Raw genomic sequence first — 10618 nt, 5'->3', positions numbered from 1 at the left:
GCGGGACGGCTGGGGCCGCCCCGCCCTCCCGGGCTCTCCACTCCCCGCTCCCGTACAGAAGGAGGCAACCCCGTGGACACCCGCCTGGAGCTGACGTTCCTGGGCCACCAGACCTGGCTGGCCCAGGGCGGCGGCCACCGCGTCCTGATCGACCCCGTCCTCACGCCGGCGTTCGGCCTGCCCGGCCGGGCCGAGTGCCGGGTGTGGCCGCCGCGCGCCGTCGACGCCGGCCTGATGCCCCGCCCGGACGCCATCGTGCTCACCCACGAGCACCTCGACCACTTCCACCTGCCCTCCCTGAACCTGCTGGACCGCCAGGTGCCCGTCTACACCGGGCCGCTGCTGCCCGCCCCGGTCGAAGAGGCGATCGCGCGGCTCGGGTTCACCATGCACCGGATCGACCACACCACCCCGATCGAACTGGGCGACCTGCGAGTCACCCTCTACCCGGCCGGCGCCCGGACCCTGTTCTGGGAGGACCGCGTCGTCCAGCCCTGCCTGCGGGTCGGCGACGGCCCGGCCGTGTTCATCGCCGTGGACGCCGACCCCTCCGACCTGTACCTGCAGCAGGTCGCCGAGGGCGCCCAGCCCGTGCCCCGCGTCGCGATGGTCTCCAACAACTCCCAGATCGTGCCCCCCGGCATGCCCGCCTCCTCCGTCAACCTGCTGCCCGGTGTGAACGGCACCCGGCACAAGACCGGCCTGTCCGTCCTCAACCAGCTGCTGCTCGACGTCCTCGCCCCGCTCGACGGCGTCCGGGACGTGCTGCTGTGCGGCAACGGCTTCCTGCCCCCCGCATCGCCGCACGGACCGTTCCTCTACTCCGACCACCCGAAGATGGCCGCGGCTGCCAACGGCCTGCAGCACCTGTTCCACGTCCACGGCCCGCGCCCGGGCGAGCGGCTGACCGTTCCGGCCTCGCCGGCCGAGAAAGTGAGGTCCGACCGCGTCGGCTGGGTGCAGATCGACGACGACTTCGAGTGCGAGGCCCTGGTCGCCCACACGGTGTTCCTCGCGAACCCCGGCAACGTCGAGCCGGCCCCGCTCGCCGAGCCGCCCGACGACCCCGACCAGGCCCTCGCCGTCGTGAAAGCGGAACTGCCGCGGCTGGGCCGCGAGCTACTGGCCACCAACGCCGGGAACCTCGCATGCAGCATCCACGAGTACCTCTCCGGCCCGCTCGGCCCCCACCGCGCGGTACTACGGCTCAAGGACGGCCCCGGCGGCAAGCTCCTGCAATTCACCTGGGACGTCACCACCGCCGATTTCACCCAGGTCGAGGCGACCGGCCGCGAAGAGGCCATGGCCGCCTACCCGTTCGGCGCCGAGATGTTCTTCCAGGACTACCTCGCCCTGCTCACCGGTCGCCTGCAGGTGTGGGACGTGGCCGGCGGCGCGATGGAGTGCTGGCACATCGGCCAGCCCCTCGACAGCCTCGTCTACGCCTTCTTCGGCATCTACGGCGAGCACCAGCGCCCCGACCTCGCCGCACTCTCCTACGCCACCATGGCCGCCGGCGTCACCGATCCGGCAGGCAGCCGGTGACCACCGACCCCGCCACCGCCGCCCAAGCCCTGACAGGACTCGCCCGGATCCGCCCGGCCGGGTGGCTCGCCACCCCGATGCCCCACGACCCGGCCGCCCTCCTCGTGCGCGCCCGCCAGGCCCTCGCCGCCGACCACCCCGGCGTGAACGGCCGGATCAGCCTGATCAGCGCCCGGTACACCGCCGCGGTGTTCGCAGTGCACCGGCCCGAGAGCTCCCTGGCTCTCAAACTCCACGCCGATCCGGCCGCCTACGCCGGGGAGACCCTGGCGTACGCACTGCTGGCCGGCACCGCGCCAGTCGCCCACCTCCACGCGGAGGGCGACAGCTCGCTCTCGCTGCTGCTGGAGTACCTGCCCGAGCCCGCCGACTGGGCCGGGCACGGGATGCCGACCGTGCTGGCCGAGCACGTTGCCGCCGTGCACACCGCCTCGCTGCGAATGCCCGCCGCTGCCACCAAGGCAATGGCCGGCTTCACCCTCGCGGCCCTGCAGGGCGCCCGGGCTCCGGACTGGATCGCGGACCCGGGAGCGTACGGCGAGGTGCTGGCCGCACACCTGGACGCCTACAGCCCCGACCTGGTGCCGCTCGGCCACCTCGACCTCAAGCCCCAGCACCTGCGCCGACGCCCGGACGGCGAGGTGGTATTGCTCGACGTGGAGAGCGTGCGCCCGGACGTGACCGGGCTGATCGATCTGGTCACGCTGCCCGCCGTCCTACGACAGGCCGGGTGCGAGCTCAGCCCCGACCAGGTGCTGGGTCTCTACCTTGACGCCAGCGCCGCCCGGGGCGCCCGCTGGACGGCCGGCTCGCTGAAGGCCGCCCTGAGGGCGTACGCGGCGGCCACCGGACTGGAAAGCCTGCACGGCCTGGACCGGTGAATGCCGAAGGCTCGGTGCCCCGCTGAACCATGGTGGTCAGCGGAGCACCGAGCCTTCGACGCGTTCTATGGGCCTTCGATGCCGACGATGGTGCCGAACGGGTCGCGGAGCTGGGCAATCCGCCGGCCCGGCCCGATGGTCAGCGGGCCGCGGTGATGCTCGCAGCCGGCCGCCAGCAACCGCTCGCGTACTCGGTCGACGTCGTCCACACCCCAGTACACGACCGGGCTCCCGCCCCTGGGATTGCGCTCCTCATCCGCCGGGTGGAAGCCGACCTCGACCCCGCCGATCTCCACCCAGGCGTAGACCGCCCCGGTGTCGCTGACGTCGAGCTTCACCGCGACGCCCAGCAGTTCACCCCACCACCGGGCCGACCCCTCCGGATCATCGGCGAAGGTCATCACGGTACGTACACTCTCGAACACGACTTACCTCCACAAAGCCGTCCGGCCGGGACAACGAGGCCGGACCTGATCCGGCCGACTTCCAGTGAGCTGCGCCACCGGCCACGAGCCGCCTCCAACTCACGGCGCGCCCGCGGAATGCGCACGTCCGACTTCTGGTGAGCGACCACCTCAGCGAGTCGACGCCGAACCTGCTCCTGGCCGGCAGTGTCAGCGATCGCCGCCCGCAGATCAACCTCCGCCTGCAGCACCCCCGCCTCGTGCTCGACCTTCGACATTGGCGTCAGCGGCAGCATTCGCCACCTCCACGACGAACCTCCGCACCTCGGCCTCAGGCGTACCGTCCAGCGAAACGGACACCATCTGCCGGTGATCGCCCGGAAGCGTCCCATACACGTGCCCGTCCCCGCGCGAATACTCATCACGAACCGAGACCTCATGCAGCGGGACCTCAGCAGTGCGCCCCTTCCACCGTCACCTCCAGCACATGGTCGTACAGCCACAGGCCATCCGCGAGCGACGACCGCAGCAGACCCCGACCAGGGCTGCTGTCGCGATCTGTTCCATGTGTTTCCTGATGGTTGCTGCGCCGGTGGTCTTCCGCTTGGTGTGGTCGCGGTCCGCGACCCTGCCCCGGGTGAGGTTCACGCTGTCCTCGTTGCGCTGGCCGGCGAGTGCCATTCGGGCGGCGTTGACGGTCTCGTCCATGTCGCCGGAGGCCGCCGGCCCGGGTCACGGTCAGGCGTGGGCCGGCGGGGGGCCTCCGGTAACCGTCGGCGGGGGTGGGGCCGGGGCGCCCTCCGGGCCGGGGTCGAGGAATTCGCGGATGGCGAAGGCTACGGCGACGAAGAAGGTGATCCACAGGACCACGGCCCAGGTCGGGTAGCTCCAGGTGGCCAGGATGAGGATCGCGACCAGCAGGATCGCCACGCCGATCCAGCGCTTCCAGCGGTGCACGAAGCGGCCGACCGGGCCGAGCCGCATGCCGAGGGAGTACAGGGCCTCGCGCAGCGAGCCGATGATCCGCCGGCAGGCGGTGCGGATGGCGACGGCCGGTTTGGAGGGGCCGACCAGGAAGGCGCCGGCCGCGGTGACCACGGCGATCGTGCCGACGGCGCGGATGGTGGCCCGCATGAACCGGATGAGGGTGTCGTAGACGGCGCCGGCCGCGGCCAGGTTGGCGCCCAGCGGGATGTGGTCCAGGTAGATCGCGCGGAAGACGGTGAGGGCGATGCCGAGCAGCAGCATGGCGAGGAAGAACCCGATCCCCGTACCGATCAGCGCCCGGCGGCGGTTGACGGCCAGGAGGATCCCGCCTGCGGCGATCACCACGGTGACGATCGGCAGCCAGACGCCCACGATCTCCAGGAGCCGGAAGTACGTCTTGATCCGCCCGATGTCCTTGGAGGCGAAGAGCACGAAGTTGGTGTGCACGTCCGGGATCTTCGCGACCGGGCCGAGACCGGCGTTGACGAGTTCGTCCTTGACCTTGGCGACGATCGGCGCGATGTCGATGGCGACCTGGTTGTTGTCGAGTTTGACCGCGCCACCGCCCTTGCCGGTGAGCGCCTTGTCGAGGGAGGTGTGCACGAGCCGGTTCGCCTGGACCCAGATGGTCGCGAACGCGTCGCTGGTGACCACCTTGCTGACGGTCGTGCTGACCAGCTGGGTGAGGGCGCTGCGGACCGGACCGCTCAGGTTGTTGATCAGGTTCGCCGCGTTCGCCGGCACGCCCTGCTCGGCGGCCGCGTCGGACAGCTGCTTGACCAGCGCGTCGACGTCGATCTGGTCCAGCACCACCTGGGTGACCCGGGTGGTGACGGCCTGCTGGACGTCCGGGTCGGTGGCCAGCGGGGCGACGGTCGAGACGTAGCGGTCGGTGTCACCGACGAAGTCGGCGGTCCACACCGCCAGCACGGACAGCAGGGAGAGCAGGGACGCGATCACGATGAGCACGACGGCCCCGGAGGTCCGCCAGCGGTGGTGCTCCTTCTTCGGGGCGGCCTCCAGCGCGGAGATCCGGGCGTGCAGCCGGGCGATCTCGTCCGCGTCCGCGTCGGCACCGGCTGCCGGTGTGGGCCGGCCTGGTCCCGGCGGCGTCTGCGGGCCGCCGGCGGGGGCCGGGACCGGCGGCTGCCCGGGCGCGCCGCCTTCGGCGGAACCACCACCGTCGGCGGAGTCGCCAGGCCCGGGCTCCGGTGGGATCGACGCCATCGCTTCCTCCTCGGGCGGGCGGCCGTCGGCCGCCGGGTGCCCTTCCAGGAGAAGCGCCGCACGGCACCCCCACCACCGGGAGTCGGCGTACGGGTGGTGCGCACGGGATCGTCGGCGTGCCGGAGCAGTCCACCCGGGCGGCGCACTGTCCGTGCGGCAGCCCCGGCTGTTGCCTACGGTCGGACACGGGCGCCGAACGGACGTCCCCGGTCTTGCGAGAGGCACAGGCCGAGCAGCACGACACAGGGAGATGACCGGACATGTCCACCAGCTCTGAAACCCCCGTCCTCGACACCCTCATGGCCATGACCGCCGACTCGATCGAGCGGTGTCACCTGGCCCCCGACATGCTGATCCTCAGCCGGATCGCGGCGCTGGTCGCGATGGACGCACCGGCCGTCTCCTACCTCGCGCACCTCGACCCGGCGATGCGGGAGCACATGACCGGGAGCCAACTGCAGGACGTGCTGGTCGCGATCGCGCCGATCGTCGGTACCGCCCGGGTGATGTCGGCCGCAACCCACATCACCGAGGCGCTCGGCATCGCCATCGCGGTGGCCGAGGAGGAGGCCGGGAGCATGGGCGGCATGTAGGACGCGACACCGCCGGCCGGACCGTGACCTTCCGCCGCCTCGCCCCCGGGCGGGCATCCTGACGGCGGGAGATCCAGGGCGCCGGCCGGCACTCCCGCGCCCGGGCCCGGGACCACGTGGGACGGACAGTAGGCCCACGCGTACGTGCGCGGCCCGGTCCCCCACCGTCTGCGCTCAGTGCGGGAGGTGCTGCGGCAGCTCCGCGGCGAGCGCGGCCGCTGCGGGGGAGAGCCAGCGCTGCCGGTGGCGGGCCAGTTGGACGGTCACGTCGGGGAACTGCGGGCCGGACACCTCGGTCAGGCGGCCCGCCGCGAGCGCGTCCACGACATTGGCGCGCGCCAGCAGGCTGAGGCCGAGACCCGCGGCCACGCAGGACCTGGCGGCCTCCAGGCTCCCGAAGCGCGTGATCCGGGGCGGCGCGCCCTCGGCGGCGGCGAGCAGCCGCTCGATGAAGCGGTCGCTGTACGAGCAGCCCTGCTCGTGCAGGAAATAGTCCTCGCGGGCCAGCTCCGCCCAGTCGGCGGGCGAGCCGGCGGGCGAGTCGTCGGCGCTGCGGGCGGCGGCGGGGTGCTCGGGTGAGCAGACCAGCACCAGCGGCTCGCGGCCCAGCGGCGTGCACTCGATGTCGCGGAAGGCCACGTCGTCCTCCAGCAGCAGGGCCAGGTCCAGCTCGCCGGAGCGGAGCGCGGCGACGGCGGCTGCGGTCCCCATCGTGCGCAGGTCCACCTCGACCCCGGGGTGGCTGCGCCGCAGCGCGGCGACGACTCCCGGCAGTCTCGCGGACACCAGCGTCTCCCCCGCCGAGAGCACCACGCGTCCGCTCACCCGGCCGCCCGTGCCGCCGGCCGAAGCGGCGACCGCCCGCAACCGGGACTCGGCCTCCAGCACCGCCTCCGCCTGCGCCAGCACCTCGCGTCCGCCACCCGTGAGGACCACCCCGCGCGGCAGCCGGTCGAACAGGCGCAGGTCGAGCTCCTTCTCCAGCGCCTGCACGTGGGCGGTCACGGTGGACTGGACGAGATGCAGGCGCTCCGCGGCGGCGGTGAGGTTCCCGGTCCGGGCGACAGTGGCGAAGGTGTGCAGCAGTCGGGTGTCCATGGCGCCGACGATAGCGCTCCGCCATCGCGAAGAGCGATGGGATAGATCGGGATCCATCGTTTGTCCGGATGCCTCTGCGATGCCACGGTAGGGGCATGAACCTGAGGACACGCCCCGAGACCCTGCGCTACACCGCCTTCACCGCCGACCCCGCCGGCGGCAACCCGGCCGGCGTCGTGCTCGACGCGGCCGCGCTGGACGATGCCGCCATGCTCGCGACCGCCGCCGAAGTCGGCTACTCGGAGACCGCGTTCGTCACGGCCGCGGACCAGGCGGCGCGCCGGTTCCGGCTGCGCTACTTCAGCCCCCTCGCGGAGGTCCCCTTCTGCGGTCACGCGACCGTCGCCACCGCGGTGGCCCTGGCCGAGCGGATCGGCACCGGCCCGCTCGTCTTCGACACGCCCGTGGGCGAGATCGCCCTGGATACCTCGGCAGCGCCCGGAGGCGCCGTGACGGCGACGCTCACCAGCGTGCCCACCCGCTCCCGGCCGGCGAGCGACGCGGAGCTCCGCGCGTCCCTCGCGGCCCTGCACTGGTCGCCGGAGGACCTGGACCCGGCCCTGCCGCCGCACGTCGCCTTCGGCGGGAACGAGCACCTGGTCCTGGCCGTGGCCACCCGCGAGCGTCTCGCCGACCTCGACTACGACTTCGACGCCCTAGCCGGGGTGATGCACCGTCACGGCTGGACCACGCTCCAGTTGGTCTGGCGCGAGTCCCCTGAGCTCTTCCACGCCCGCGACCCCTTCCCGGTCGGCGGTGTCGTCGAGGATCCGGCCACCGGCGCCGCGGCCGCCGCCTTCGGCGGCTACCTGCGCGCCCTCGGTGACCTCCCGTCCTCCGGCGCCTTCACGATCCGTCAGGGGGAGGACCTCGGCCGGCCCAGCCTGCTCCGGGTCCAGGCGTCCGCCACGGACCCGCGCGTCCGGGTGAGCGGGCAGGCGGTGGCGATCGCCCGAGTCCCTCGCCATCGGCGTTGAAGGCGCCGGTGCTGCGCACGAGTGGAGATCGTGAACCCTGGGGTTAACGATCGTTGCGATTTTCGTCGTTGTTCCCGGCGCCGCCACGCCCGAAGCTTGATCCATTCCAGCGATCGAGCACGAGAGAGGGATGCGCGATGAACGTCGTGTCCTCCGCGGTGTCCCTGACGGTCACCGATCCCGCCGCCTCCAGCCGGTTCTTCACCACCCACCTGGGATTCCGTGAGGTCGTGGTCGGCGAGGACTTCGTGGAGCTCGGCCGTGACGACGCGGCCGTCGACCTCGTCCTGGTGCGGCGTGACCTCGAACGGCACGGGGCAGGCCCGGGGCCGACCGACGTCATCGTGTCGTTCGCGGTCACCGGCATCACGGCCGAGTACGAGCGGTTGCGGAACGAAGCGGGCGGCGTGACCGTGACCCTCCGACAGGAGCCGTGGGGCGAGCTGGTGGTGCGCCTGACCGACCCCAACGGCGTGGCCGTCCAGCTCACGGAATGGGTGCCGCCGGCGGGAACCTGACGCTCCGGCTGCCCGCCGCAGCCTCCGGGCGGCCGGTCGCCCCGCGTCGGCTCCCATCGATCCCGATGCCCGGCGAACTCCTCGCCCGAGCAAGACCGCACCGGCACTCCCGAACCGAGGAGGCCGCCTTGCGACCTGCCGGCACCACCGGCCCCGTGTCACAGCGCCATGCGCCGGACCATGTCGCAGGCACCCGCCCACGCGAGCGGCAGTGCCGACCGGCGGCCGGCCTCAACCCATTGCAATGAACGGGTAGTCGCGTTGCGTTTGACTCAGGGTCACTGCAACGATTTTAACGCTTTGACGTGCAGAGATATGCCTTTCACGCAACGCATCTGTTGCCAGATTTCTGAAAGCAACGTAGCTTTTCGATCGTCAGAAACGCCCAGGCGCAGGCCTGGTGAACACAGGAGAAGCACGATGCAGAAGTTCGACACCCCCGCCCCCGTCGCCGCCGTCCTGGACATCCCCGCAGGGCTGGTCCGGTTCGTCGCCGCCGACCGCGCCGACACCGTGGTGGAGGTCCTCCCGGCGGACGCGTCGAGGAGCCGGGACGTGACGGCGGCGGAGCGGATCCAGGTCGCGTACGCCGACGGCGTGCTGCGGATCGGGGCCCCGGAAGCGAAGAACCGGATCCTCGGCGAATCCGGGCAGGTCAAGGTGACCGTCCAGCTGCCGGCCGGCTCCCACGTCGAGGCGAAGGCAGCCCTGGCCGAGCTCCACGGTGTCGGGCGCCTCGGCGATGTCGCCTTCGAGGGCGCGCAGGCCACGGTCAGGCTCGACGAGACCGCGAGCGCCCGCCTCACCCTCCAGGCCGGCGACATCCACCTCGGCCGCCTCACCGGTCCCGCCCAGCTCAGCACCCGGAAGGGCGACCTCACCATCGCCGAGGCCACCGGCGGCGCGGTCACGCTGCACACCGAATCCGGTGACATCACGGTCGGCGCCGCCCGCGGCGTGTCCGCCACCCTCGACGCCGGCACCTCCTACGGCCGGATCCACAACGCGCTGACCAACACCGACGGCGCCGCCGCCGGCCTGACCATCACCGCGACCACCTCCTACGGCGACATCACCGCCCGCAGCATCTGAGCACCACCGCGGCCGCACGTGCGCGCCGCGCCGGACACGTCCCGTCAGCGAGACAAGGAATGATCATGAGTGAGTCCCTGGGTACCGTCGAGGCCACCAACGCCGGGGCCGAGCGCCCGGAACTGCAGAAGGCCATCGAGGAGTTCGTCGCCGCCGGCTTCGCCGGGGTGCAGCTGCGGGTGAACGACGAGCGGGGCGAGTGGGTCGGCAGCGCCGGGGTGGGCAAGCTGGGCGAGAGCGCCAAGCCGCCGACGGACGGACGGTTCTGGGCGGGCAGCGTCGTCAAGCCCTTCACCGCGACCGCGGTGCTGCAGCTGGTGGCCGAGGAGAGGATCGGCCTGGACACCCCGGTGGCCGACCGCCTGCCCGAGCTCGGGCTGGACCCGCGGATCACGGTACGCATGCTGCTGCAGCACACCAGCGGGCTGTTCAACTACACCGGCGAGTACTACGAGGACGGCACGATCGTGCCGGGGATCCCCGCCACGGGCAAGGAGTGGGCGGACAGCCGGTTGCACACCTACCAGCCGCAGGAGCTGGTCGGGCTGGCGCTGTCCAAGCCGGCGCGGTTCGAGCCGGGGACCGGCTTCAGCTACTCCAACACCAACTACACGCTGGCCGCGCTGCTGATCGAGCAGATCGCCGGCCGCTCCTACGGCGAGGAGATGCAGCGACGGATCCTGCAGCCGCTCGGACTGCGGGACACCGTGCTGGCGGGTGCCGTCACCGAGCTCCCCGAGCCGCACGCCCACGGCTACTACCGCTACCAGGACGGCGAGCAGTGGCAGGTCGTCGACGTCTCGCGCCAGAACCTCTCCATGCTGCTCGGCGCCGGCGGCATGATCTCGACCACGCGGGACCTCCACACCTTCTTCTCCGCGCTGAACGCCGGCACGCTCCTGCCGGCCCCGCTGATGGCCGAGATGCGCACGCCGCACGGGGCGCTCGGCTACGGCCTCGGGCTGTTCGTGCAGGATCTGGACCCGGAGCGCGGCGTCACCGTCTACCACCACAACGGCGGCGCCCCGGGAGGCTACGGGGCACTGATGTACAGCACGCCCGACGGCAGCAGGACCCTGACCGCCGGACTGACCACCGGCGACACCGCCTTCGACTTCTCGACGGCGCTGGACGGGCTCGTCAAGGAGGTCTTCTGCAGCGAGCCGGCCGCGGGATGACGGGACCGGCCACCGCGGACTAGTGCCGTATCAGGCAATGTTGGCCCTGGTGACGACTTCGCGTAGGCGCTGATCGGCGGCGTGCTTGTTCCGCCAGATGATGTAGCGGCGGATCATG

The 10618-nt window shown here is 72.1% G+C and carries 11 protein-coding genes and 1 pseudogene; 7 read left to right on the top strand and 5 right to left on the bottom strand.

What is annotated here, in order from left to right:
- Positions 1–72: 72 nt before the first annotated feature.
- Positions 73–1545 (top strand): MBL fold metallo-hydrolase, encoded by a 1473-nt coding sequence (locus ABZ885_RS28425; RefSeq protein ID WP_360194492.1) that lies wholly within the window; start codon positions 73–75, stop codon positions 1543–1545.
- The gene (locus ABZ885_RS28420) at positions 1542–2426 is read left to right on the top strand and encodes a hypothetical protein (protein WP_360194489.1); all 885 of its coding nucleotides are present in this window, start codon (positions 1542–1544) and stop codon (positions 2424–2426) included. Before ABZ885_RS28425 ends, ABZ885_RS28420 begins: the two co-directional genes overlap by 4 nt.
- Before the next feature lie 65 nt (positions 2427–2491).
- On the opposite strand, the gene ABZ885_RS28415 is transcribed toward ABZ885_RS28420, so the two are convergent.
- From ABZ885_RS28415 to ABZ885_RS28405, 3 genes are all read right to left on the bottom strand, one after another.
- Positions 2492–2851, bottom strand: coding sequence for a VOC family protein (locus ABZ885_RS28415; RefSeq protein WP_360194486.1), 360 nt, complete (start codon positions 2849–2851; stop codon positions 2492–2494).
- A 453-nt stretch (positions 2852–3304) separates the two neighbouring features.
- The gene (locus ABZ885_RS28410; protein WP_360194483.1) at positions 3305–3538 is read right to left on the bottom strand and encodes a hypothetical protein; all 234 of its coding nucleotides are present in this window, start codon (positions 3536–3538) and stop codon (positions 3305–3307) included.
- A gap of 30 nt (positions 3539–3568) precedes the next feature.
- Positions 3569–5044 carry a hypothetical protein gene (locus tag ABZ885_RS28405; protein WP_360194480.1) on the bottom strand — a complete coding sequence of 492 codons (1476 nt, stop codon included), beginning with the start codon at positions 5042–5044 and terminating at the stop codon, positions 3569–3571.
- 260 nt (positions 5045–5304) lie between these two features.
- Between ABZ885_RS28405 and ABZ885_RS28400 the strand changes: the two genes are divergently transcribed.
- Positions 5305–5637, top strand: coding sequence for a carboxymuconolactone decarboxylase (locus tag ABZ885_RS28400; protein ID WP_360194477.1), 333 nt, complete (start codon positions 5305–5307; stop codon positions 5635–5637).
- A gap of 174 nt (positions 5638–5811) precedes the next feature.
- Here ABZ885_RS28400 and ABZ885_RS28395 read toward each other — a convergent pair whose 3' ends face one another.
- On the bottom strand, positions 5812–6735 hold the full coding sequence (locus ABZ885_RS28395; protein ID WP_360194475.1) for a LysR family transcriptional regulator: 924 nt from the start codon (positions 6733–6735) through the stop codon (positions 5812–5814).
- 95 nt (positions 6736–6830) lie between these two features.
- Here ABZ885_RS28395 and ABZ885_RS28390 point away from each other — a divergent pair, with 95 nt between their 5' ends.
- The 4 genes from ABZ885_RS28390 to ABZ885_RS28375 all read left to right on the top strand — a co-directional run bounded on the left by ABZ885_RS28390 (position 6831) and on the right by ABZ885_RS28375 (position 10500).
- On the top strand, positions 6831–7712 hold the full coding sequence (locus ABZ885_RS28390) for a PhzF family phenazine biosynthesis isomerase (protein WP_360194472.1): 882 nt from the start codon (positions 6831–6833) through the stop codon (positions 7710–7712).
- 137 nt (positions 7713–7849) lie between these two features.
- Positions 7850–8230 carry a VOC family protein gene (locus ABZ885_RS28385; RefSeq protein WP_360194469.1) on the top strand — a complete coding sequence of 127 codons (381 nt, stop codon included), beginning with the start codon at positions 7850–7852 and terminating at the stop codon, positions 8228–8230.
- 420 nt (positions 8231–8650) lie between these two features.
- A complete protein-coding gene (locus ABZ885_RS28380) occupies positions 8651–9322 on the top strand; it encodes a DUF4097 family beta strand repeat-containing protein (RefSeq protein WP_360194466.1) in 672 nt (223 codons plus the stop codon).
- A gap of 65 nt (positions 9323–9387) precedes the next feature.
- Positions 9388–10500 (top strand): serine hydrolase domain-containing protein, encoded by a 1113-nt coding sequence (locus ABZ885_RS28375; protein WP_360194463.1) that lies wholly within the window; start codon positions 9388–9390, stop codon positions 10498–10500.
- Positions 10501–10530: 30 nt separating this feature from the next.
- Here the strand turns inward: ABZ885_RS28375 and ABZ885_RS28370 are convergent.
- A pseudogene (locus tag ABZ885_RS28370) lies at positions 10531–10618 on the bottom strand (transposase); the annotation flags it as partial.

This window comes from Kitasatospora sp. NPDC047058, from assembly GCF_040643935.1.
Taxonomy (GTDB): domain Bacteria; phylum Actinomycetota; class Actinomycetes; order Streptomycetales; family Streptomycetaceae; genus Kitasatospora.
The sequence above is the reverse complement of the archived record's forward strand: the minus strand, read 5'-3'. Positions and strand labels throughout refer to the sequence as shown.

Bases quoted from the DNA above. Each gene is read 5' to 3' on its own strand.
- ABZ885_RS28410 (WP_360194483.1), bottom strand. From the start codon at position 3,538: ATGGACGAGACCGTCAACGCCGCCCGAATGGCACTCGCCGGCCAGCGC.
- ABZ885_RS28405 (WP_360194480.1), bottom strand. From the start codon at position 5,044: ATGGCGTCGATCCCACCGGAGCCCGGGCCTGGCGACTCCGCCGACGGT.
- ABZ885_RS28400 (WP_360194477.1), top strand. From the start codon at position 5,305: ATGTCCACCAGCTCTGAAACCCCCGTCCTCGACACCCTCATGGCCATG.
- ABZ885_RS28395 (WP_360194475.1), bottom strand. From the start codon at position 6,735: ATGGACACCCGACTGCTGCACACCTTCGCCACTGTCGCCCGGACCGGG.
- ABZ885_RS28390 (WP_360194472.1), top strand. From the start codon at position 6,831: ATGAACCTGAGGACACGCCCCGAGACCCTGCGCTACACCGCCTTCACC.
- ABZ885_RS28385 (WP_360194469.1), top strand. From the start codon at position 7,850: ATGAACGTCGTGTCCTCCGCGGTGTCCCTGACGGTCACCGATCCCGCC.
- ABZ885_RS28380 (WP_360194466.1), top strand. From the start codon at position 8,651: ATGCAGAAGTTCGACACCCCCGCCCCCGTCGCCGCCGTCCTGGACATC.
- ABZ885_RS28375 (WP_360194463.1), top strand. From the start codon at position 9,388: ATGAGTGAGTCCCTGGGTACCGTCGAGGCCACCAACGCCGGGGCCGAG.